Origin of the sequence: Bacteroides sp. 4_1_36, from assembly GCF_003466325.1 — a bacterium.
In the GTDB taxonomy this organism is placed as follows: domain Bacteria; phylum Bacteroidota; class Bacteroidia; order Bacteroidales; family Bacteroidaceae; genus Bacteroides; species Bacteroides uniformis.
In genome coordinates this window covers 19,491-41,201 of sequence record NZ_QSOX01000029.1, presented here as the reverse complement: position 1 = coordinate 41,201, position 21,711 = coordinate 19,491, and the positions used below count along the sequence as shown (strand labels likewise).

The window sequence follows — 21,711 nt, the reverse complement described above, 5'->3', positions numbered from 1 at the left end:
AGGGCTTGGGAAGAAGTGACTACTGAACCAGTACAACATTCCAAGAACCGTCTACTGATGTCGGTTATAAAAAGAAAAAGCGTCTAGCTAAATTAGGAAAAGACAGTTTGACGGTGGGGAAACACGCTTCACCCTCTGGGGGAACTCCCTTTACCCCTGGGGAAACTCCTTTTACAATAGGCGGTAAAGGTCTTTACAATATGGGGTAAAGGGCGTTACAATATAGGGTAACGGCTTTTACATACCGCGGTAACGGCTTTTACATTAGCTGGTAAATAGCAGGTAAATACAATATGCTGATAGTTAGTGTTATGACCGCTTTTGTCTTTCGTATAGTATGTCCGTAACTTGGATTATTTATAGCAATCCTTCGTCGTTGAAGCTGTAATGGCTTCCGTCCGTGACGATGACGTGGTCGGTCAGGTGTATGTTCATGGTTTGGGCGGCTTTCCTCACGAGTTCCGTCAGCCGCTGGTCGTCGTTGCTGGGGTGCGGGTTGCCGGAGGGATGGTTGTGGATAAGGGCTATCTGTGTGGCGCGTTGCAGCAGGGCTTCGCGCAGGATGCTGCGCACGTCGGCGGTAGTCTGGTCGATGCCGCCGCGGCTGATGCGTACCTTGTCTATCACTTTGGCGGCGTGGTTCATAAGCAGTACCCAGAATTCTTCTGTGGCAAGGTCGCAGAGCAGGGGATGGAACAGCTCGTAGATGTCGGCGGAAGAGCGGATGGCGGTACGTCCGGAGCGTTCCTGCAGCTTGCGGCGTTTGCCCAGTTCCAGGGATGCCATGACGGTGATGCTTTTGGCGGGGCCCATGCCTTTGAATCGGGAGAAGTCCCGCACCTCCCATTTGCCCAGGCGGTTGAGGTCGTTGCCGCAGGCGGCGAGTATGCGCTGCATCAGTGTCACGGCGGTTTCTTCCGTATTGCCGGAGCCGATGAGGATGGCTAGCAGTTCGGCATCGCTCAAGGCTTCCGCCCCTTTCTGCATCATCTTTTCCCGCGGGCGGTCCTCTGCAGCCCACTGGTTGATATTCAGTTTCTCCATATCATCCCTAATCCTTAACCCCTAATCCTCCTTATTTGTAAAAGTTCTTTTTGAACGCCTCGAACTCGTCCTTGCCAAGTATGCAGCGGTTCCACCAGGCGCGCAGGAACCCCGTCCCGTATCCGATGAGCTGGATGAAGGCGGCGGCGACGGAGTAGAGCCCGATGCTGAGGCTACGGTTCCGGATAGTGGAGTCCATGCATACCAGAAGCGCATAAAGAGCGATGGGCAGCAGGCTGTACGGGCAGAAGGGCGTTCCCAGCAGGAATATGGCCACTCCCAGGGTAAATGCGGCCGGCAGCAGGTGGACGAGCTTCAGTGATTCCGGATACTTCTTGTACAGATTGATGCGGGCAATCCCGGAATTGTGTACCTGCTTGAAGAATTTTCGGAAGTCTGTCCGTCGCTTGTGGTATACCCAGGCACCGGGGAACAGCCGGCATGTATATCCTCCCTTGAAGATTCGGATGCTGAAGTCGATGTCCTCCCCGAAGCGCATCCGCGAGAATCCGCCCAGGGCTTGGTACACTTCCTGCCGCACACCCATGTTGAAGCTACGCGGATAGAACTTGTCCATCTTCTTCTTCCCCCCACGGATACCGCCGGTGGTGAAGAAGGAGGTCATGGAGTAGTTGATGGCTTTCTGTATGTTTGTGAATGATTCGTGCGCGCGGTCGGGGCCTCCGAAGGCATCGGCGGCTTCGTGCTGCAGCTCTTCTTCCACAGCAAGGAAATAACCTTCGGGCAGGATGCAGTCCGAATCCAGTATTATCAGGTATTCGCCCTTGCTTCGTTCCACCCCGTAGTTACGGGTCTGCCCGGGGCCGGAGTTGGGCTTGTCATAGTAATGCACGTCCAATAGTTCCTGATACTTCTCTGTGACCGGCTTGCAGGGGATGGAGGAGCCGTCCTCCACCACAATCACTTCAAAATCCTTGAAACTTTGCTGCGTCAGGCTTTGCAGCAGTTCATCCACCTCATCGGGGCGGTTGTATACGGGGATGATGACGGAGTATCTCATGGGTATGGCTTTATGTTTTGGTTGTCTCCGCAAAGATATATCATTTAAGCTTTGTAGATGAATAAATGGAAAGAAAAATCCCCGGATGCCAAGTGGAGCACCGGGGATGATATGAAAAGGGCATTTGCCTGATTTCCAAAAGGGCTTATGCTTTTACGCGGCTTACGTAAGAACCGTCGCGCGTATCGATTTCGATAGTCTCGCCTTCGTTGATGAACAAAGGAACGCGGACCGTTGCACCTGATTCTACCGTAGCGGGCTTCAGCGTGTTGGTGGCTGTGTCGCCTTTCAGTCCCGGCTCCGTATAGGTAATCTTCTGTTGAACCTTGATGGGCACATCAGCATAGAGTACGGTTTCTGTAGAAGCGTCTGATACCACGTCTACTATCATTCCTTCGAGCAGGAAGTCAACACCGTTGATGAGGTCGTGGGCGATGGGAATTTGGTCAAAAGTCTCCTGGTTCATGAATTGGTAGTTGTCACCGTCATGATAGAGGTATTGGTGGGGACGACGTTCTACACGTACGTCTTCCAGTTTCTCACCGATGTTGAAACGGCGTTCCAGAACGTAACCGTTTACCACGTCTTTCAGCTTGGTGCGCATGAAAGTATTACCTTTTCCCGGCTTTACATGCAGGAAGTCGATACAGAAATACAGCTTGCCGTCCATACGGATGCAAGTTCCGATTTTAATGTCTTGGGCATTAATCATACTTATAGTCTTTAATATTATTATATTGGTATTTACTTCGTTAGTGCTGGTTTGCGAGTGCAAAAGTAATGGAAATCGGTAAAAAACACAAAAACTTTTGAGAGAAAATGAGTTATCTCTTGGTTTATTTGAAAAAAGTATCTATTTTTGCAGCCCGAATTCGTGAGAATAATAACATAAAACAAGATACAGTAATGAAAAGAACATTTCAACCCTCGAACAGAAAGAGAAAGAACAAACACGGTTTCCGTGAGAGAATGGCTACAGCAAACGGCCGCAGAGTATTGGCAGCACGTCGTGCTAAAGGCAGAAAGAAACTGACTGTTTCTGACGAATACAACGGAGTAAAGGCATAATAGTCGTTCTCGTTCGTATTAAAGAAATAAGGGAGCTGCAAAAGACTGATTCTGGTCTTTTGCAGCTTTTCTTATGTATTGTGCCCGCTTCTCCGGAAAAAACTATTGCCAACTCCGTGTACTATGTGGTGAAAATTGTATCTTTGTCCCAAATAATGCATTATCGATTATGACAATAAAAGATTTTTTCTCTTTCCGGCAGAACCGGTTCTTCTGGGCGAACATACTTGCGATGGCCGTTGTGGTAGTGGGATTGCTGTTCGGAGTGCTGAAAGGACTGGATATATATACCCGCCACGGCGAGGCTGTGATAGTGCCCGATGTGAAGGGCATGGGAGTGGAGGAAGCCGAGAAAATGTTCCGTAACCGCGGCTTGGTCTGCATCGTTTCGGATTCCAGTTATGTCAAGACTCTTCCTGCCGGCTGCATCCTCGAATATAATCCGGCAGCCGGACAAAAGGTAAAGGAAGGACGTACCATCTATCTTACAATCAATACGATTGAAGTCCCTCTGCACATAGTACCCGATGTGGCGGACAACAGTTCGCTGCGGCAGGCGGAAGCGCGTATTCTGGCTTCGGGCTTCAAGCTGGCCGAGATACAGTATATTCCGGGTGAGAAGGACTGGGTGTATGGCGTGAAGTATAAGGGTCGTCAGCTTTCCATCGGCGAGAAAGTGCCCGCCGGTGCAGTGCTGACGCTGATGGTGGGAGATGGAGGCGCCTTGCAGGCAGACTCCCTGGGAGTGGATTCTGTGGGAGGTACCGTTGAACCCATGTTGTCCGAAGACTCCGCGGCAGATGAGTCCTGGTTCTGATAAACATCTGACTCCAATCGTAAATTGTAAATAGTCAAATTGTAAATGCCGTGATGATAGAAGAATTGCCGGATGATATAGATAATGATGAGCTGGACGACGTAGAGCCGGTGGGTGACGAGGCGCAACTCTATGAACACTTCCGTGTGGTGGTGGACAAGGGGCAGGAGATGATGCGGGTGGACAAGTATCTGTTCGACCGCTTGACGAACTCTTCGCGCAATCGCATCCAGAAGGCTGCCGATGCAGGCTTCGTGATGGCGAACGGCAAGGCTGTGAAAAGCAGCTATAAGGTGAAGCCGATGGATGTAATCACTGTGATGATGGACCGTCCACGCTATGAGAATGAAGTCATCCCCGAAGACATCCCCCTTGATATAGTATATGAGGACAAGTATCTGATGGTAGTGAACAAACCTGCCGGTCTGGTGGTGCACCCCGGTCATGGCAACTATCACGGTACGCTTGTCAACGCCATAGCCTGGCATATGAAGGATAATCCCGATTATGATGCCAATGACCCGCATGTGGGACTGGTGCACCGCATCGACAAGGACACCTCCGGCCTGCTGGTGATAGCCAAGACTCCGGATGCCAAGACGAATCTCGGCAACCAGTTCTTCAACAAGACGACAAAACGCCGTTACCGGGCGCTGGTCTGGGGAAATGTGGAGCAGGATGAAGGGACCGTTGTCGGCAATATCGGTCGTAATCCCAGAGACCGCATGCAGATGACCGTCCTCCCCGACGACCAGGGAAAGCATGCCGTCACCCATTACCGGGTGCTCGAACGTTTGGGATACGTCACACTGGTGGAATGTATCCTTGAAACGGGACGCACCCATCAAATCCGTGTGCACATGAAGCACATCGGACACATACTTTTCAACGACGAACGTTACGGTGGACACGAAATCCTGAAAGGAACCCACTTCGCTAAATACAAACAATTTGTAAACAACTGCTTCGACACTTGTCCGCGGCAGGCATTGCATGCCATGACGCTGGGGTTTGTGCATCCCGTCACCGGAGAAGAAATGTACTTCACTTCGGAATTGCCCGATGACATGACCCGACTGATAGACAAATGGAGAGGCTATATCAGTAACAGAGAATTAGAATGAAACGCACGATTGCTATTGTAGCCGGAGGAGATACCTCCGAATTCCACGTCTCCCTGCGTAGTGCACAGGGGATTTACTCCTTCATCGACAAGGAGAAGTATACCTTATATATTGTAGAAATGCACGGACTGGACTGGCATGTACAGCTGCCCGACGGCGCTAAGACTCCGGTAGACCGCAATGACTTCAGCTTCGTGCTGGATGGCGAGAAAGTGACATTCGACTTTGCCTATATCACCATCCACGGAACTCCGGGTGAGGACGGCCGTCTGCAGGGCTATTTTGATATGCTCCACATCCCTTATTCGTGTTGCGGAGTACTGGCAGCGTCGCTCACGTACGATAAGTTTGCCTGCAACCAGTATCTGAAAGGTTTCGGTGTGCGCATTGCCGAATCGTTGTTGCTGCGCGGCGGACAGTCGGTAACGGATGAAGATGTGATGGAGAAAATCGGTCTGCCTTGCTTCATTAAGCCCAGCTTGGGAGGTTCCAGCTTCGGCGTGACCAAGGTGACGGCGAAAGAGCAGATACAACCTGCCATAGCCAAGGCATTTGCGGAAGCGCAGGAAGTAGTGGTGGAGGCCTTTATGGACGGAACCGAGATTACCTGCGGCTGTTACAAAACAAAAGACAAGTCCGTAGTGTTCCCCATTACGGAGGTGGTGAGCCACAACGAGTACTTCGATTATGAAGCTAAGTATAATGGTGCGTCTGACGAGATTACTCCCGCCCGCATCTCGGACGATTTGACCCGCCGGGTGCAGACGCTGACTTCTGCCATTTATGATATACTCGGGGCCTACGGCATTATCCGTGTGGACTATATCATTACCGAAGGGGAAAAAATCAATCTGCTGGAGGTGAATACCACCCCCGGAATGACTGCCACCAGCTTTATTCCCCAGCAGGTTCGTGCTGCCGGAATGGAGATGAAGGATGTAATGACAGATATTATAGAAAACAAGTTTAAGGATTAATCATTATTCATTATGAATGCGAACGTGGAATTTGATGAAATCCGTCCTTATCATGATGAGGAACTTCCTCAAGTCTATGAGGAACTGATTGGCGATGCGGCGTTCCGGCAGGCAGTGGATACTGTGATGCCTGGTGTACCTTTTGAAGTCTGGTCGCAGAAAATGCGCGCGTGTAAAACCAAGCTGGAATTTCAGAAGACCTTCTGCTATGGGCTTCTGTGGAAATTGGCGAAGGAGGCTACGGATGGATTGACTTTGGACCATACCGCGTTGCCGGCAGACAAGTCGGCGGCGTATACCTATATCTCCAATCATCGCGACATTATTCTCGATTCCGGTTTCTTGTCCATTCTTTTGGTAGACCAGGGTATGGATACGGTAGAGATAGCCATTGGCGACAACCTGCTTGTCTATCCGTGGATTAAGAAATTCGTGCGTGTCAACAAGTCCTTCATCGTGCTGCGTGCGTTGACCATGCGCCAGATGCTGGAGGCTTCCGCACGCATGTCCCGCTATATGCATTATACCATCAGTGAGAAGAAACAGTCTATCTGGATTGCACAACGTGAAGGGCGTGCCAAGGATTCCAACGACCGCACGCAGGACAGTGTGCTGAAGATGCTGGCAATAGGCGGTGAAGGCGACGTCATTGACCGCTTAATGGAAATGAATATAGCTCCGCTTGCCATTTCCTATGAATACGACCCTTGCGACTTCCTGAAAGCGCAGGAGTTCCAATTGAAACGGGACATTGAAGGCTATAAGAAAACGACGGCTGACGACTTGCTGAATATGCAGACCGGACTGTTCGGCTATAAAGGGCGGGTACATTTCCAGACGGGTGCCTGCATGAATGATGAATTGGCGAAGATGGACCGTTCACTTCCGAAGCCCGAACTCTTTGCACGCATGTCTGCACTGATAGACAAACGTATTCATGCCAGCTACCGGATGTATCCCAATAATTATGTGGCACACGACCTTCTCGAGGGGAAGGAGGATTTTTCCGACCATTACACTGCCGAGGATAAGCAGCGCTTCACGACCTATATAGAACAACAGTTGGAGCGTATCTCCATTCCTAATAAGGACGTGGACTTTCTGCGCGGAAAAATGCTGCTGATGTATGCCAACCCGTTGAAGAATTATCTGGCGGCTATAAAAGAATGAATACATGAAGAAGTACTGTGATTGGTGGCTTTTGCCTTTGTTGGCCTGTCTGTTGGCTGGTTGTGGCGATGATGATTATCATTATCCTTCCGTGAAGTTGGAATTCTTGACTGCCTTTTCGGGGGCTGACGGCTATCTGCGGTCTGTTGTGACGGATGAAGGGGAAACCTTGCCGGTAGTGGAGGACAAGACAAAGACGAACATAGAGGCAAACGCCTCGGTACGTGTCATCAGTAATTATGCTTCGGAGGTAACTGCCGATGGAACTGCCGGTGCGGTGCTGTATGCCTTGAGCGGTGTTCTTTCTGTCGTTCCCCAAACGGTCGACAAGTTCGAGGAGGGCGTCAAGACAGACCCTACTGATGTACTGGGTATCTGGATGGGACTCGACTATCTCAATATGACACTGATAGTCAAGGAGAATGGTGAACATAAGTTCCATTTTATTGAGGATGAAGTGATTGTGGATACTGCTACCGGGTGTAGTGAAGTATATCTGACGCTGTATCATGACGCAAAGGAGGAGGTGGTGTCTTATACCAGGCGTGCCTACGCTTCCGTACCTTTGCGGCAGTATGCGGCAGAGGGTATACAGAAGGTTATGGTTCATTTCAGTGTGCACACTTATTCCGGTGACATCAAGACTTACGATTTTGTTTATAACCCTGACTAAAATGAAATATTCGATGAAGACATTGTTCGCGGGCTTTTGCCTCGTTTTTACCACCCTCTTTTCCTGCCAGCAGAAGGAGGGACAGTTCAAGTCTGTTTCGGTAGATGACTTTTCCACATTGATAGCCAATCCGGAGGTGCAGCTTCTGGATGTGCGTACTGTTGCCGAATACTCGGAAGGACACGTGCCCCACAGTATCAATATCAATGTATTGGATGAGTCGTTTGAAACGATGGCCGACTCCACTCTGCAGAAGGACAAACCGGTTGCAGTATATTGTCGTAGTGGTAAGCGTAGTAAAAAGGCCGCTGCCATACTGAGCAAAAAAGGATATATAATCTATGACCTTGACAAAGGTTTCATCGGTTGGGAAGAAGCGGACAAAGAAGTGGAAAAGTAATAGCGGTGTAGCTGAAATGCATTTGCTATAATTTCTTTTTAGGCGAGGATTACGCGGATTTCACGGAAAAATTTAAGAAAAGAATCCGCGTTTTCCGCGTAATCCGCGCCTAAAAAGAATAAAGTAGTCTTGTCCTCTGGTTAGAGGCTTTCAAGCAGTCTCTTCAGCACCACTGTTGCTGAAATCTCCCGGTTGGCCGCTTCGGGGATTACGATGGACTGCGGGCTTTCTATCACATCATCCGTCACAATCATGTTGCGTCGAACCGGTAGGCAGTGCATGAAGTAGGCATTGTTGGTAACGGCCATCTGGCGCTCGCCTACTGTCCAGGTGCGGTCTTTGCTCAATATTTGTCCGTAGTTGTCGCCTGTATAGGCCGCCCAGTTCTTGGCATAGACAAAATCGGCTCCTTCAAAAGCTTTCATCTGGTCATATTCTACGCGGGCATTTCCTACGAACTTGGGGTCGAGTTCATAACCTTCGGGATGTGTAATCACAAAGTCATAATCAGTTGCATTCATCCATTCGGCAAAGGAGTTGGGGACAGCCTGGGGCAATGGACGCGGATGTGGAGCCCATGTCATCACTACTTTGGGGCGTGCCGTCTTCTTATATTCCTCAATGGTTATCAAGTCGGCAAAACTCTGCAGCGGATGGCGTGTGGCAGCCTCCATGGAGAATACCGGCCGGCCGGAATGCTTGATGAACTGCTCCAGTATCACTTCGTTGTAATCGTCTTCCTTATTTTCGAAGCGTGCAAAAGAACGTACGCCGATGACGTCGCAATAGCAGCCCATCACGGGAATGGCTTCCAGTAAGTGTTCCGGTTTGTCACCGTCCATGATGACACCACGCTCTGTCTCCAGTTTCCAGGCTCCCTGGTTGATGTCCAGTACAATTACGTTCATGCCCAGATTCAATGCAGCCTTCTGTGTACTGAGGCGGGTACGCAGGCTGGAGTTGAAGAAAATCATCATCAGCGTTTTGTTACGTCCCAGTTCCACATATTTGAAACGGTCTTTTTTAATCTCGAATGCTTCGTCCAGTGCAGACTTCAGGTTACCGATGTCCTGCACGCAAGTAAAGTTCTTCATATTTACAGTCTTTTTAGTGTATCTATATCTTTGTTATTCGGCTGTCAAGGTCTGGTCTGTCCGGAACCTTCGACAATCCATTTGTATGTGGTGATTTCTTCCAGAGCCATCGGACCGCGGGCGTGTAGCTTCTGGGTGCTGATGCCAATCTCGGCACCGAGTCCGAATTGTGCGCCGTCGGTGAAAGAGGTCGGTGCATTGACGTATACGCAAGCGGCGTCCACCTCCCGGCAGAACCATTCGGCACGTGTCTTGTCGTCCGTAATGATGCATTCGCTATGTTTGGAACCGTACTTCCGGATATGTGCCAATGCTTCCTGGAAAGAATTCACGGTTTTAATGGCCATCTTGTAGTCCAGGAACTCTCTGCCGTAGCAGTCTTCAGTGGCAAGTCTCAACAGCTCGACGGGATATTTGTCACGCAGACTGTGGTAGGCGGGTTCATCGGCAAATATCTCTACATTGCTTGATTGCAGCGGCAGGCATAGGTCGGGCAAATTAGCCAGGCTGTCGGCTTCGATAATCAGGCAATCCAAAGCGTTGCATACACTGACCCGGCGTGTCTTTGCATTGGCAATGATAGATGGACCTATGCTTATATCGCCATAGCGGTCGAAGAACGTATGGCATACGCCGGCACCTGTCTCTATAACCGGTACTGTGGCATTCTGGCGTACGAAGTTTATCAGGCTGCTGCTGCCGCGCGGAATTATCAAATCTACATAATCGTTGGCATGCAGTAGTTCGGCAGTCGCCTCTCTGTCGGCAGGAAGCAGTTCCACGATATGTGTATCTACGTTGAAATGCTCCAGTACCTCGTGTATCACGCTGATTATGGCACGGTTGGAATAGTCTGCATCGCTTCCGCCTTTCAGAATACAGGCATTGCCGCTTTTAAGGCAGAGTGAGAATACATCGAAACTGACGTTGGGACGGGCTTCGTAGATAATGCCTATGACACCGAAAGGTACACTGACCCTTTTTATCTTCAATCCGTTGGGTAATACGTTCTCTTTAAGGACTTTTCCCAAAGGAGAAGGGAGGGCGGCTACGTTGCGGATGTCCGCAGCGATGTCCTGCAAACGGCTTTTTGTCAGTTTCAGGCGGTCGTATTTAGGGTCGGTAGAAGGCATACGCTCCAAATCCTTCTGGTTTTCACTCAGAATGAAGTCTGTTTTGTTTATGGCAGCGTCTGCAACAGCCAGTAATATTTGGTTGATTTCTTTGTCGCTCAACGCTAGCATGTTACGGCTGGCATCTTGTACGGCGACAAAAGTTTTGTTTAAGTTCATTTTCTTACTGAGTATAGAGTGATAAATATGCAAGTATGAATATCGTGGATAGTATCCGTCTGTGGCCTATTCTATATATAGGTAGTCGTAGTGCACTACGGGTTTCTTTCCATGTTTTCCCATTGTTTCCCGTGCCTGGCTGGAGTCACAGTTGGCTTTTCCCACACCGATGGGTTTACCGCCGAAGTCGATAATCCGTACGATGTCGTCCTTCTCGAACTCGCCTATAACGTCAGTGATGCCTACCGGTAGGATGCTTACTGCTTTGTCCGAGAAGAGCAGTTCGGTGGCACAATGATTGATGTGCAGTTCGCCTTTGGCAAACCCTTCGCTGTGCGCAATCCATTTCTTGATGCTCGATACCGGTTCCGGAGACGGAATGAAACGGGTATAGTTTAATTCTTCATTATTCATTATTTTCACGAGGATGTTGTCCCGCTTCCCGTTGGCTATGATTACTGTGATGCCCTCATCTGCCACTTTGCGGGCAATGTTGGTTTTTGTCAGCATGCCGCCGCGTCCGAAGCTGGATTTGGAAGTTTGTATGTAGGAGGAGAGGTCTTTGCTTTGTTCTATTTCACGGATGACCTGAGAATTCGGGTCGGCGGGTGAACCGTTGTAGATGCCGTCTATATTGCTGAGAATGATTAGTGCCTGGGCATCCATCATGGAGGCTATCAGGCCGGACAGCTCATCGTTGTCGGTGAACATCAGTTCACTCACGGAGATGGTGTCGTTCTCATTGACAATGGGAATGACGCCGTTCTCCAGCATTACGGTCATACAGTTTTTCTGGTTGAGGTAATGGCGGCGGGTGGAAAAGTTCTCTTTCATTGTGAGCACTTGTCCCACGGGGATGCCATGCTCCCGGAACAGCTCGTAGTAGCGGTTGATGAGTTTGGCCTGCCCTACAGCGGAAAAGAGCTGGCGCTGGTCTACGCTGTCCAACTTCTTGGTGGGGTGCACTTCACTACGTCCCGAAGCAACGGCTCCGGAAGAAACAAGTATTATTTCTATGCCGGCCTTGTGCAGCTCGGCTATCTGGTCCACCAAAGCGGACATGCGGGTGACGTCGAGAGTGCCGTCACGACGTGTCAAAACATTGCTGCCTATCTTGACAGCAATTCTATTGAAATCAATCTCCATTTTCTCTCTTTTCGTATTCGCGGACTACTTCCATAGCGGCTTCGTAGTCCTTTTCATTGACGAGGACGGAAACATCTACCGCAGTGGCAGGCAGTACAACGTTTACTACCATTCCGTCTTTTGTTACAGCTTCAATATCACTATTTCCCAGCAGGCTCTTTACAAGTTCTGCTTCCCACGGTGAACCGGTGAACACCTCAATGAGTTTGCTTTTATCTTCTTCTTTCATGATGGTAAGAATTTAGAGGTTTCTGTCTTACAAATATAACAAATGTTTTTGTTTTAATGTTTAATGCTGATGGATTTATAGTTCAATCCTCTCAACTCTTATCGATTCATTCAGGAAAGTGGAAGCCGATTCTGTGAATTTCTCCTCCGATTCTGTGGTGCGGTAGACGCATCTTCCACCTTTGGTGCATTTTCTGTCCATTTCCGGATGACGGTGAAGATAGTCTTTCAGACTGTCTGCCACCAGTTCCCCTTGGGTGACGGTCGTGATGCCGTCGGGCATGTATTGTTGTATCTTAGGCAGCAGCAGCGGGAAGTGTGTGCAGCCCAGAATGACGGTGTCTATCTGCGTGTCTTTGGCCAGCAGGTTGCCGATGTTCTTGCGTATGAAGTAGTCGGTACCCTCACCTTGTGCCTCGTTGTTTTCTACGAGGGATACCCATAGAGGGCAGGCTTCACCGCTCACTTTGATGTCGGGGAAGAGTTTATGCACTTCCAGCGGATAGGATTCAGACTTGATGGTTCCTGCCGTGGCAAGCACTCCCACATGGCGGCTTTGGGTAATGTTCCCTATGCATTCTACGGTTGGGCGGATTACTCCCAACACACGACGCATTGGGTCGAGGCGGGGCAAATCATTCATTTGTATGTTGCGCAGGGCTTTTGCCGAAGCTGTATTACATGCCAGAATGACGAGATGGCATCCCATCTCGAACAGTTTGGTGACTGCCTGTAAAGTGAACTCATAGACAATCTCGAATGAGCGGGTCCCGTAAGGTGCACGTGCGTTGTCGCCCAGGTAAATGTAGTCATATTGGGGAAGGGCTTCCCGTATCTTGCTCAGAATAGTCAGTCCACCATATCCGGAATCGAATATTCCGATGGGACCGGCTGCAGAAGGTAATGTCTGTTTCATGCGTTCTAAAGGCTATGTACCATGCAAAGATAATTCAAATTTCTCAGTAATGTATAAAAAATAAGCGCGGATAAAACTATCCGCGCTTGCTTTATCATAATAATTCTATTATTTAATGCCCAATTGCGTTTTGACTTTGGCAGTTACATCAACGCTCTGTGCTCCTACGAATGGTATCGGGGTACGGGCCAAGTCGAAAATGTAGACAACACCTTCAGTTTTGCCGACAGCTTGGATAGCTTCGTCCAGTTTCTTATAGATAGGAGCCATAGCATCCTGCTGTGCTTTCTGCATACTTTGATAAGCTTCTTGTTGGAATTGTTCTTGGCGTTGGGCCATATCGTTTAATTCTTTCTGGCGTCTTTCAGCGATGTTTTTGGGCAAAGAATCTTGTTGAACAAGATATTCCTGATACTTCTTTTGGAATTCTTCGTTAGTGCGCTGCATTTCATCCTGATATTTCTTAGACATAGCATCAAGGTCAGCTTGAGCTTTGGTAAATTCAGGCATAACAGTGATTACTTCCTGAGAATTCATGTGAGCGAATTTAGCTTGCGCCATAGCTCCCAGCGGGAGGGCGAACATAACTACGAGTAGTGCGATTTTTTTAAGCATAATGTTTATTATTTATTTGAATGATTATTCGTCGGGGACAAATATAGCGCAAACTGAACGCAATACAAAATAAGCAAGCTTATTTTTAATCCTGAATGCAGTCTATATTCTGAAACAAATGTATGAAATTAATTTGAATATCCCAGTTTTGCAAGTACTTCATTGCTGACGTCAATACTCGGCGAGGCAAAAATGATACTTGATGCGGAAGCACGGTCTACAACTACCGCATATCCGTTCTGTGTCGCAATTTCCTTTACAGCATTGTATATTTCATCTTGAATGGGTTGCATCAGACTTTCACGTTTTTTATACAGTTCGCCTTCCGGACCGAAGTATTTGCGGCGCAGTTCGGCTGCTGATTTCTCTTTAGCGACAATCTCTTCTTCCTTTTTACCTCTCTGTGTTTCAGAAAGGGAGGCAATCTGAGACTGATAGTTCTTGTACAGAGTCTTGGCTTCTTCGGAAATCTTTTCGACTTCACTCTGCCATTGTCTGGAGGCTTGCTCCAGTTGTTCATTGGCACGTTCGTAGGCAGGAATATTTTCCAGGATATATTCCATGTCAATCAAGGCGAACTTCTGTGCATTGGCTGTTATACTTACTGCAAACAGCGTAAAAAGGATCAATAAACTCTTCTTCATAACGATACTGCATTAATTGTCAATTATCAATTGTCCATTGCTTAGAATTCCTGTCCCAGGATGAAGTGGAACTGGCTGCCGCCATATTGCGAGGAACCCATTATTTTGTCGAAACCGTAAGCCCAGTCGATACCCATCATACCAATCATCGGGAGGAAGATGCGGACACCGACACCGGCTGAACGTTTCAATTCGAACGGGTTGAACTTATTGACATCATGCCATGCATTACCGGCTTCCACAAACGTTAACGCATAAATACTGGTACTTGTTTCGAGCATCAAAGGATATCTTAATTCCAGTCCGAGACGTGTATAGGCATAACCTTCAGAACCGTATGGAGTCAATGAGCTGTTCTCATAACCACGGAGGGCGATACTTTCTGTAGCATAGCTGGAGTAGCCGGTCATACCGTCACCACCCACGTCAAACGTTTCGAACGGAGACTTTTTGTATTTGTTGTAGTGTCCCAGCAAACCGAATTCTACACGTCCCATCAGCACCGGAGTACGTTTGACGGTAATCGGGTCCATCAACGGGATGTAGACTTTGGATTTGAATTTCCACTTGTGGTATTCAATCCACTTGTGCATCTTGTTCATGTCTTCCTGGCTGCTGGTGCTATACTTGCTGTAATCGGTACCGTCGAACAGAGAGAAAGGCGGTGTGATTTGTGCAGACAACGAGAACTCGGAACCTTGGCGCGGATAAATCGGGTTGTCGATAGAGCTACGGGACAAGGTCAGGTTGAGGCTGAGGTTATTACACTTACCGTTGGTAACCGGGAAGTACTGCCAGTCACTCAGAACATAACGTTGGTAAGACAACTCGGCTGTGAACTGGAAGTAGTCATCCGGCCACTTCAAACGCTTACCGAACATCACTGCAAGACCATACATCTGGATAGATTTGTCCGGGTCGTAATAATTCTCGTAGTTGTTGTAATTGCCGTAGTTGTACATACCGTAGCCATACATACCGCTATAATAGCTGTTGTAATAGCTGTTCATGTAGGCTGAATTGTAATAACGGCTACTGATGTCGGTCTGGCGGGAATAGAAAGCCGATACGGAGAATGCATTCGGGCGTTTACCGCCAAACCACGGGTCGTAGAATGAAACGCTGTATGACTGATAGTATTTGGCATTGGTCTGGCCGCTGATGGTCAATGTCTGACCATCGCCTTGCGGGAGGATACCGCGGTAGTTCTCACCCGGATGCAGCAGGTTGGACAGAGAGAAGTTGGTGAACTTCAGACTTAACTTACCGATAATACCCGTTTGTCCCCAACCGGCGGAGAACTCTACCTGGTCGTTGGCTTTGGATACAAGGTCATAACCGATGTCTACCGTGCCGTCTTCCGGTCTCGGCTGGATGTCGGGCTGGATTTGTTCGGGGTCGAAGTGTCCCATCTGCTGGATTTCACGCATGGAACGCATCAGGTCTTCACGGCTGAAGAGTTCGCCCGGACGGGTACGGAGTTCACGGCGTACTACGTTTTCATACAAACGGTCGTTACCGTTGATGCTGACTTTATTGATGGTAGCCTGGCGACCTTCGTAGATACGCATTTCCAGGTCGATGGAGTCGCCCACGATGTTTACTTCCACCGGTTCGAGGCTGTAGAACAGATAACCGTTGTTGTAGTAAAGGTTACCGATGGCATCGTCATCGGTCATTGTACGCTCTTCAAGTAACTTTTGGTTGTAGACATCACCCTTCTTCATCTGGAGGAGGAAGTTCAGTTGTTCGGAAGGATACAGTGTGTTACCTACCCAGGTTACATTGCGGAGATAGTATTTCTGTCCTTCCTCAATCTGCATGAAGATGTCTACCGTGCGGTCATCGTAGGGCTTGATACTGTCTGTCACGATGATGGCGTCACGATAACCCAGTTCGTTGTATTTGTCGATAATCAGCTGTTTGTCCGCTTCGTAGTTGTCCTCAATGAATTTCTTGGTGCGGAACAGATTGAGCAGCTTGCCCTTTTCGTTTGTTTTCTTCATCACACGCTTCAGCTTCTTGGTCGTGAGGGCCTCGTTGCCTACAATGGTGATTTGATGTACTTTCACTTTCTCCTTCTTGTCGATGTCGATGTTGACAATCACTTCATTCTTCTTTTCCGGATCATCACGTTGGGTGATGATTACATCTGCATTCTTGAAGCCCTTGTCGTCAAAATAGCGCTTTATCAAGGTCTTGGCGCGGTCCACTAGATTAGGTGTAATCTGACCGCCCTTTATCATGCCGATTCTGCTTTCCAGGTCTTCACGCTCTGACTTCTTCACACCGTTGTAGCGTATGTCGGAAACACGCGGACGCATGGTCAGATGAATGGTCAGCCAAATTTGGTCGCCTTCAATCTTGTCTGCTGTAATTTCCACGTCAGAGAACAGACCGTGGCGCCAGTAGCGCTTACAAGCTTGTGTAATCTCGTCACCCGGCACGGTGATAGTCTGCCCTTTGGATAGTCCGGACAATCCGACAATTACATAATCCTCATAGTTCTGGGCTCCTTCGACCTTAATGTCGGCTATTTCATACTTCTTGGGTGTTCCCGAATAGAGTATAACCGGCTTTTCGGTTTCATCGGTGTTGTTTACGTCCTGTGCTGCTGTTGTCAGTGCGCAGCCGAAAAGGCAGACAAACGTTACGAGTATGGAGAAAATACGATAGTGCATCTTTTTATTTACTATTTTACAATTTACTATTTACTATTTGTGTGTCCGGTGATTAATTGATTTGCTCGCTGGTCTTGCCGAACCTGCGTTCGCGTTTCTGATAGTCACATATGGCTTTGCGTAATTCTTCTTCACGGAAGTCGGGCCAATAGGTATCACAGAAATAAAGTTCCGAATAGGCGCATTGCCAGAGCATGTAGTTACTGAGGCGGAGCTCTCCTCCGGTACGTATCAGCAGGTCGGGGTCGGGCATGAAGTGGGTCGTCAGATGACGGGATATGAGCTCACTGTCGATTTGTTCGGGTTTCAGCTCACCTTTCTGTACCAGGTCGGCTATTTGCCGGGCAGCCTCCGTTATTTCCCAGCGGGAAGAGTAGCTCAATGCCAGCACCAGGCACATTCCCGTGTTGTGGGAGGTGTGTGCCACGCAAGTGTTGAGCCGTTGCTGTACGTTGGCAGGCAGTTTTTCAATATCTCCTATTACTCGGAAACTGATATTGTTCTTCATGAACGTCTCTTCCTCTATGGAGTCGAAGAGCAGCCCCATCAAGGCAGCTACCTCGTCCGACGGACGATTCCAGTTCTCGGTAGAGAACGTATATAAAGTAAGGTATCTGACTCCTAATTTAGCGGCTTCCTCTGCAATGACGTGCACAGTCTCTGCGCCGGCCTGATGTCCATAGCTGCGTTCGTGTCCACGCTGCTTGGCCCACCGTCCGTTACCGTCCATGATAATCGCCACGTGCTGGGGTATCCGGTTTAGATCGATTTCTTCCTTATATGACATCATTATTATTGTATTTCGAAGCCCAATCTGTTAAGACGTCCGCGCCATACTTCATTCTTGGTGCCGTTACCGCCGAATATCACCCAAATGAAGTCCCGTTTGTCTGCCGGGGCCACAGTTTTGTCTTTCGTCGGTTCCACTATAATGGAGTACGCGCCTTTTCCTTTGAATTCCTGGGGTAACAGGAATTTGGTTTCTGTCTTGCTCCATGCAATGCCGGTGATGGAGCTGTAGATAGCGTCAAGTTCCCCTCCAAAGCAATAGAACATGTCGCCATAGTACATGATGGCTGGGTTGTCCATGCCGGGACAATATGTGTCATACATGGTGTTAGCCAGGCTTGCCCAGCCTTTGCCGTCCAATGAGAACCAGGGTATTGTCTCTTGTTCGTTGGCCAGCGGCATTCCTGCCAGAACCACCTTCTCTACACCATTGCCGGTGTTGGTCTGGGTGGTGGATATGTTTTCGGTAGGGAATCCTGCCGGGACTTCCTCAAGGGTAAGGTTGTCAGCCGTGTTTTCCGCTTCCCAATTCTTTCCGTCTTTACAGATGTTGAAATATTGCTTTCCGTTGATTTCCACAATACCCGAGAGCCGGTCGGAGAAACCATTGATGAGGACTATGACATTGTCTCCCAATGTAGTGACTTCTGTCCAGGCGCCGCCGTTGGTAGAGCTGAATACTCTTTTGCTTTCTGTAACCATATAAAGCGCATTGTTATACTCTACGGCAGATGTCAGCTTTACGTCTGAGGGGAGGTTGCTGACATTGACTTTACTCCAGTTGTATTTATCGGGCGCAGTCGATGTCTTGTAAGCAGTACTGTTGGAAGTGTAGACAAATAGTTCGTCTCCCAGTACAACCGCTTTTTGCTGACCTAAATTGATGGTATTGGAGAATATATTCCCCCTTTTCTGCATGTCTGTCCATACGAGTGAGTCCGGGTCTTGCAGGTGTACATTAACTTTCAATTTATATTCGCGGACTGTAACACCGTCGGCGGCATGTGCTTTGAACAGCATGCCGGCATCGTTATTCATGGCGGGTCTCAAATCCACGGAGTCCGACATGACGAATACCGTGTCGGTAGGCGAGCCTGAAGTTATCCAACCGGTAACGGTCATAGTATCAATCAGAATACGGTCAATGATGGTATCTGAACCTACGGGCAATGAATCTCTGTTATAGATGAGTCTATTGAGCTGGTCAATTGTAAATTTGTAATGTTTGCCATGTATGGTATCGATACCAAAAGCATGTATAGTAGCATCGGAGCTGAATTCATAATTGTCGTCAGAGTCAAGGCATGAACTTAGAGCAAATGACACAATAAGAAAACTCACAATTACTGATAGAAACTTTATTCTCATTTTGAAAGTTAGTGTTTATTTACAAGTTGCAAAAATAGGAACATTTTTTTCTATAAACAGCTTTACGGGGAAGTTTTATATAAAATTATAGATAATATCCCCCTTTTTCTCGATAAAAAAGCCCTGAAATGAGGCTATTGACTGTTTCTTGAGGCCGTATAATGGCGAAAACTCCTGCCGAAAGAATACTCTGTTGCAAATGGATATCCGTCACTGATTTCGGGCGCTTTGACGCCGGAATGAAGAAGGTGCGGAGCTTCTTCCACAAAGATTTCGTCCCACAATCCGGCATCAATGAAGGATTGGAGCGTTTGGCTGCCACCCTCTACCAAAAGGGATTGTAATCCGCGTGTATACAGCATTTCCATGATTTCGGGGAGTATATTCTGCCGGTAGTCGCTGACTGGCAGATATTCTACATTCGGTAGCGGAGCGTGCGGGATTTCTGTAAAAACGAGGGTCGGCACGCTACCGTCAAATAGGTGAAGGCTGGGGGATAGCTTTTGTTGCCGGTCCAGCACGATACGTACCGGTGAACGACCATACCAATGGCGGACATTCAGGCCGGGATTGTCCAGTTCAGCCGTACGGGTACCTACTAATATGGCACTGTGCTCTGCCCGTTTCTTGTGTACCAGCATCGAAGTCAGCGGGCTGGAGAGGATAACCGGTTTACCGTCCGTGCGGGAGTAATCGATATATCTGTCAGAAGATTCCGCCCATTTTAGGGTGATGTAGGGGCGTCGCAAAGTATGGAAAGTGATGAACCTGCGGATGAGCTGCCGACATTCTGTTTCCAGCACTCCGACAATAACTTCACGTCCGGCATCCTTCAGTTTCTGTATGCCCCGGCCCGCAACCTTAGAAAAAGGGTCCCGGCACCCGATGACGATGCGTGGAATCTGCTTCTCGATGATGAGGTCTGCACAAGGAGGAGTTTTGCCATAGTGCGAACACGGTTCCAGGCTGACATAGATGGTGGAACGTTTCAGCAGGGACGTGTCTTTCACGGAACGGATGGCGTTGACCTCGGCGTGGGCTTCTCCACAGCGCACATGGTATCCCTCGCCTATGATTTTCCCGTCACATACTATTACCGCTCCCACCATCGGGTTGGGTGCTGTATTGCAAAGTCCGTTTTGTGCCAGTTGGATGCATCGCAGCATATATTTCTCTTCTTCTGAATTCATATCCTTGCTTGTCTTTTGGTTGAATAATCAAAATTAATGATTACTTTTGCAGCCCGAATAAAACCGGACTCCGAATGAATGTAACCGTTTCACATATCCGCAGTGCTTTGCAGGAGTGCTATCCTCCCCGGGAGGCAGCCAATCTTTCCCGTATTGTCTGCTGTGAAATGTTAGGTCAGAGTCATATTGACTATTACCTGGGCAAAGATATGATTTTATCTCCAAAGGATGAAAAGGAATTGGAAAGCATTCTTTCCCGTCTGTGCAATTTTGAGCCCATACAGTATGTGCAGGGTACTGCCCGTTTCCTGGGACGTACTTTTCGGGTGGCTCCGGGGGTGCTTATTCCCCGTCCCGAAACGGAAGAACTGGTGGAGAGGATGCTGGAGGAAGTCGCTCCGGCTTCCCGTATTCTCGACATTGGCACTGGAAGTGGGTGTATTGCCGTCACTTTGTCTAAAGAGTTGCCGGAAGCGGAAGTAACTGCTTGGGACATTTCCGGAGAAGCTCTTGCCATAGCCGGCGACAATAACCGCCTTTTGCAGACCTCCGTACAATTTGTACAGCGTGATGTCCTGACGTATCAACCGACTGAGGATGAGTACTTTGATGTAATCGTCAGTAATCCGCCTTATGTTACGGAAACAGAAAAGAAGGACATGGAGCCAAATGTCTTGAACTGGGAACCTTCGGGAGCTTTGTTTGTTCCAGACAGCGACCCGCTCCGTTTCTATCGGCGTATAGGTGAACTGGGACGGAGCATGCTGACGGTCGGCGGCCGACTCTATTTTGAAATCAACCGGGCATTTGGAGAGGCTGTCGCTTCGATGCTTCGCAAGCAAGGCTATACGAATGTCCGTATCCGAAAAGATATTTCCGGCAACGACCGGTACGTAATTGCAGAACGATGATAGAAATAACTGAAACTGAAGCTTTGAACAGAGTGGCGGCATATTGCTCCACTGCCGAGCATTGCCGGGCGGAGATTGCGGAGAAACTGCAACGCTGGGGCATTGCCTATGATGCCATAGACCGTATCATCAACCGTCTGGAACAAGAGAAGTACATTGATGAAGAACGCTTCTGCCGTGCTTTCATCAACGACAAATACCGTTTAGCCAAATGGGGCAAGATGAAGATAGGGCAGGCGCTCCAGTTGAAAAAGATATCTTCATCTGTCTATTGGCCCTATTTGAACGAGATTGATGAGGAGGAATACCACGCCGTCTTGCAGAAACTGCTGGCGGCAAAGCGTAAAAGCGTCCGTGCCGAAAGTGAGTATGAGTTGAATGGCAAACTGGTGCGTTTTGCCTTGAGCAGGGGGTTCGAAATGAAGGATATATGTCGTTGCATAGAGGTTTCTGAGGAAAATGACTACTCCGAATGAAAATTATCGGCTTTCTCTTTTTTATTCTCATTCTGTTTCCGTATTTTTGTGCCATATTTATCATATA

23 protein-coding genes are annotated in these 21,711 nt (G+C 48.5%); 9 read left to right on the top strand and 14 right to left on the bottom strand.

All coding sequences use genetic code 11. The annotated features are described in order from the left end of the window. Positions 1-357: 357 nt before the first annotated feature. The 3 genes from radC to efp all read right to left on the bottom strand — a co-directional run bounded on the left by radC (position 358) and on the right by efp (position 2,777). Positions 358-1,044 carry a RadC family protein gene (gene radC, locus DXD65_RS19360; RefSeq protein WP_005825180.1) on the bottom strand — a complete coding sequence of 229 codons (687 nt, stop codon included), beginning with the start codon at positions 1,042-1,044 and terminating at the stop codon, positions 358-360. A gap of 31 nt (positions 1,045-1,075) precedes the next feature. Then, complete coding sequence (locus DXD65_RS19355; RefSeq protein ID WP_005825178.1) at positions 1,076-2,065, bottom strand: glycosyltransferase; 990 nt, start codon at positions 2,063-2,065, stop codon at positions 1,076-1,078. A gap of 145 nt (positions 2,066-2,210) precedes the next feature. Continuing rightward, the gene (efp, locus tag DXD65_RS19350) at positions 2,211-2,777 is read right to left on the bottom strand and encodes an elongation factor P (protein ID WP_005825176.1); all 567 of its coding nucleotides are present in this window, start codon (positions 2,775-2,777) and stop codon (positions 2,211-2,213) included. A 194-nt stretch (positions 2,778-2,971) separates the two neighbouring features. On the opposite strand from efp, the gene rpmH reads away from it, so the two are divergent. The 7 genes from rpmH to DXD65_RS19315 all read left to right on the top strand — a co-directional run bounded on the left by rpmH (position 2,972) and on the right by DXD65_RS19315 (position 8,294). Further along, positions 2,972-3,133 (top strand): 50S ribosomal protein L34, encoded by a 162-nt coding sequence (gene rpmH / locus DXD65_RS19345; RefSeq protein WP_004292199.1) that lies wholly within the window; start codon positions 2,972-2,974, stop codon positions 3,131-3,133. 169 nt (positions 3,134-3,302) lie between these two features. Continuing rightward, a complete protein-coding gene (locus tag DXD65_RS19340) occupies positions 3,303-3,950 on the top strand; it encodes a PASTA domain-containing protein (protein ID WP_005834739.1) in 648 nt (215 codons plus the stop codon). Between the two features lie 53 nt (positions 3,951-4,003). Then, positions 4,004-5,074 carry an RluA family pseudouridine synthase gene (locus DXD65_RS19335; protein ID WP_005834741.1) on the top strand — a complete coding sequence of 357 codons (1,071 nt, stop codon included), beginning with the start codon at positions 4,004-4,006 and terminating at the stop codon, positions 5,072-5,074. After that, positions 5,071-6,051: a D-alanine--D-alanine ligase gene (locus DXD65_RS19330; protein WP_117887876.1), complete on the top strand. Its 981-nt coding sequence runs from the start codon at positions 5,071-5,073 to the stop codon at positions 6,049-6,051. The genes DXD65_RS19335 and DXD65_RS19330 overlap by 4 nt, the downstream gene beginning before the upstream one ends. A 12-nt stretch (positions 6,052-6,063) precedes the next feature. Continuing rightward, the gene (locus DXD65_RS19325; RefSeq protein WP_117887875.1) at positions 6,064-7,221 is read left to right on the top strand and encodes an acyltransferase; all 1,158 of its coding nucleotides are present in this window, start codon (positions 6,064-6,066) and stop codon (positions 7,219-7,221) included. 4 nt (positions 7,222-7,225) lie between these two features. Beyond that, positions 7,226-7,894 (top strand): hypothetical protein, encoded by a 669-nt coding sequence (locus DXD65_RS19320; protein WP_005834744.1) that lies wholly within the window; start codon positions 7,226-7,228, stop codon positions 7,892-7,894. Between the two features lie 13 nt (positions 7,895-7,907). Continuing rightward, positions 7,908-8,294 carry a rhodanese-like domain-containing protein gene (locus tag DXD65_RS19315; RefSeq protein ID WP_035449865.1) on the top strand — a complete coding sequence of 129 codons (387 nt, stop codon included), beginning with the start codon at positions 7,908-7,910 and terminating at the stop codon, positions 8,292-8,294. Positions 8,295-8,434: 140 nt separating this feature from the next. Here the strand turns inward: DXD65_RS19315 and DXD65_RS19310 are convergent, their stop codons facing one another. The 11 genes from DXD65_RS19310 to ribD all read right to left on the bottom strand — a co-directional run bounded on the left by DXD65_RS19310 (position 8,435) and on the right by ribD (position 20,257). Further along, positions 8,435-9,388 carry an acetylornithine carbamoyltransferase gene (locus DXD65_RS19310; RefSeq protein ID WP_005825157.1) on the bottom strand — a complete coding sequence of 318 codons (954 nt, stop codon included), beginning with the start codon at positions 9,386-9,388 and terminating at the stop codon, positions 8,435-8,437. A gap of 44 nt (positions 9,389-9,432) precedes the next feature. After that, complete coding sequence (locus DXD65_RS19305) at positions 9,433-10,680, bottom strand: glutamate-5-semialdehyde dehydrogenase (RefSeq protein ID WP_005825156.1); 1,248 nt, start codon at positions 10,678-10,680, stop codon at positions 9,433-9,435. 66 nt (positions 10,681-10,746) lie between these two features. Further along, positions 10,747-11,826, bottom strand: a complete 1,080-nt coding sequence (gene proB / locus DXD65_RS19300; RefSeq protein WP_057254176.1) for a glutamate 5-kinase — start codon at positions 11,824-11,826, stop codon at positions 10,747-10,749. Then, the gene (locus DXD65_RS19295) at positions 11,816-12,055 is read right to left on the bottom strand and encodes a DUF2007-related protein (protein WP_008662868.1); all 240 of its coding nucleotides are present in this window, start codon (positions 12,053-12,055) and stop codon (positions 11,816-11,818) included. Before DXD65_RS19295 ends, proB begins: the two co-directional genes overlap by 11 nt. 75 nt (positions 12,056-12,130) lie before the next feature. Beyond that, positions 12,131-12,970, bottom strand: coding sequence for a glutamate racemase (murI, locus tag DXD65_RS19290; protein WP_008662870.1), 840 nt, complete (start codon positions 12,968-12,970; stop codon positions 12,131-12,133). A 108-nt stretch (positions 12,971-13,078) separates the two neighbouring features. Next, positions 13,079-13,585 carry an OmpH family outer membrane protein gene (locus DXD65_RS19285; RefSeq protein ID WP_008662872.1) on the bottom strand — a complete coding sequence of 169 codons (507 nt, stop codon included), beginning with the start codon at positions 13,583-13,585 and terminating at the stop codon, positions 13,079-13,081. Positions 13,586-13,713: 128 nt separating this feature from the next. Then, positions 13,714-14,229 carry an OmpH family outer membrane protein gene (locus tag DXD65_RS19280; RefSeq protein ID WP_044468779.1) on the bottom strand — a complete coding sequence of 172 codons (516 nt, stop codon included), beginning with the start codon at positions 14,227-14,229 and terminating at the stop codon, positions 13,714-13,716. Between the two features lie 41 nt (positions 14,230-14,270). Next, positions 14,271-16,910, bottom strand: coding sequence for an outer membrane protein assembly factor BamA (bamA, locus tag DXD65_RS19275; protein WP_005825149.1), 2,640 nt, complete (start codon positions 16,908-16,910; stop codon positions 14,271-14,273). Between the two features lie 52 nt (positions 16,911-16,962). Next, entirely contained in the window at positions 16,963-17,697 is a 735-nt protein-coding gene (locus tag DXD65_RS19270; RefSeq protein WP_005834753.1) for an isoprenyl transferase, read from the bottom strand. Positions 17,698-17,702: 5 nt separating this feature from the next. Continuing rightward, positions 17,703-19,067, bottom strand: a complete 1,365-nt coding sequence (locus tag DXD65_RS19265) for a DUF6242 domain-containing protein (RefSeq protein WP_008662875.1) — start codon at positions 19,065-19,067, stop codon at positions 17,703-17,705. A 134-nt stretch (positions 19,068-19,201) separates the two neighbouring features. Beyond that, the gene (gene ribD, locus DXD65_RS19260) at positions 19,202-20,257 is read right to left on the bottom strand and encodes a bifunctional diaminohydroxyphosphoribosylaminopyrimidine deaminase/5-amino-6-(5-phosphoribosylamino)uracil reductase RibD (RefSeq protein WP_005834757.1); all 1,056 of its coding nucleotides are present in this window, start codon (positions 20,255-20,257) and stop codon (positions 19,202-19,204) included. A 74-nt stretch (positions 20,258-20,331) separates the two neighbouring features. Between ribD and prmC the strand changes: the two genes are divergently transcribed. Then, entirely contained in the window at positions 20,332-21,168 is an 837-nt protein-coding gene (prmC, locus tag DXD65_RS19255; RefSeq protein ID WP_009037776.1) for a peptide chain release factor N(5)-glutamine methyltransferase, read from the top strand. Beyond that, a complete protein-coding gene (locus DXD65_RS19250; protein WP_009037777.1) occupies positions 21,165-21,644 on the top strand; it encodes a regulatory protein RecX in 480 nt (159 codons plus the stop codon). Before prmC ends, DXD65_RS19250 begins: the two co-directional genes overlap by 4 nt. The last annotated feature ends 67 nt before the right edge of the window (positions 21,645-21,711 follow it).

Coding starts and splice junctions, on each gene's coding strand:
- radC (WP_005825180.1), bottom strand. CDS start 1,044: ATGGAGAAACTGAATATCAACCAGTGGGCTGCAGAGGACCGCCCGCGG.
- DXD65_RS19355 (WP_005825178.1), bottom strand. CDS start 2,065: ATGAGATACTCCGTCATCATCCCCGTATACAACCGCCCCGATGAGGTG.
- efp (WP_005825176.1), bottom strand. CDS start 2,777: ATGATTAATGCCCAAGACATTAAAATCGGAACTTGCATCCGTATGGAC.
- rpmH (WP_004292199.1), top strand. CDS start 2,972: ATGAAAAGAACATTTCAACCCTCGAACAGAAAGAGAAAGAACAAACAC.
- DXD65_RS19340 (WP_005834739.1), top strand. CDS start 3,303: ATGACAATAAAAGATTTTTTCTCTTTCCGGCAGAACCGGTTCTTCTGG.
- DXD65_RS19335 (WP_005834741.1), top strand. CDS start 4,004: ATGATAGAAGAATTGCCGGATGATATAGATAATGATGAGCTGGACGAC.
- DXD65_RS19330 (WP_117887876.1), top strand. CDS start 5,071: ATGAAACGCACGATTGCTATTGTAGCCGGAGGAGATACCTCCGAATTC.
- DXD65_RS19325 (WP_117887875.1), top strand. CDS start 6,064: ATGAATGCGAACGTGGAATTTGATGAAATCCGTCCTTATCATGATGAG.
- DXD65_RS19320 (WP_005834744.1), top strand. CDS start 7,226: ATGAAGAAGTACTGTGATTGGTGGCTTTTGCCTTTGTTGGCCTGTCTG.
- DXD65_RS19315 (WP_035449865.1), top strand. CDS start 7,908: ATGAAGACATTGTTCGCGGGCTTTTGCCTCGTTTTTACCACCCTCTTT.
- DXD65_RS19310 (WP_005825157.1), bottom strand. CDS start 9,388: ATGAAGAACTTTACTTGCGTGCAGGACATCGGTAACCTGAAGTCTGCA.
- DXD65_RS19305 (WP_005825156.1), bottom strand. CDS start 10,680: ATGAACTTAAACAAAACTTTTGTCGCCGTACAAGATGCCAGCCGTAAC.
- proB (WP_057254176.1), bottom strand. CDS start 11,826: ATGGAGATTGATTTCAATAGAATTGCTGTCAAGATAGGCAGCAATGTT.
- DXD65_RS19295 (WP_008662868.1), bottom strand. CDS start 12,055: ATGAAAGAAGAAGATAAAAGCAAACTCATTGAGGTGTTCACCGGTTCA.
- murI (WP_008662870.1), bottom strand. CDS start 12,970: ATGAAACAGACATTACCTTCTGCAGCCGGTCCCATCGGAATATTCGAT.
- DXD65_RS19285 (WP_008662872.1), bottom strand. CDS start 13,585: ATGCTTAAAAAAATCGCACTACTCGTAGTTATGTTCGCCCTCCCGCTG.
- DXD65_RS19280 (WP_044468779.1), bottom strand. CDS start 14,229: ATGAAGAAGAGTTTATTGATCCTTTTTACGCTGTTTGCAGTAAGTATA.
- bamA (WP_005825149.1), bottom strand. CDS start 16,910: ATGCACTATCGTATTTTCTCCATACTCGTAACGTTTGTCTGCCTTTTC.
- DXD65_RS19270 (WP_005834753.1), bottom strand. CDS start 17,697: ATGTCATATAAGGAAGAAATCGATCTAAACCGGATACCCCAGCACGTG.
- DXD65_RS19265 (WP_008662875.1), bottom strand. CDS start 19,067: ATGAGAATAAAGTTTCTATCAGTAATTGTGAGTTTTCTTATTGTGTCA.
- ribD (WP_005834757.1), bottom strand. CDS start 20,257: ATGAATTCAGAAGAAGAGAAATATATGCTGCGATGCATCCAACTGGCA.
- prmC (WP_009037776.1), top strand. CDS start 20,332: ATGAATGTAACCGTTTCACATATCCGCAGTGCTTTGCAGGAGTGCTAT.
- DXD65_RS19250 (WP_009037777.1), top strand. CDS start 21,165: ATGATAGAAATAACTGAAACTGAAGCTTTGAACAGAGTGGCGGCATAT.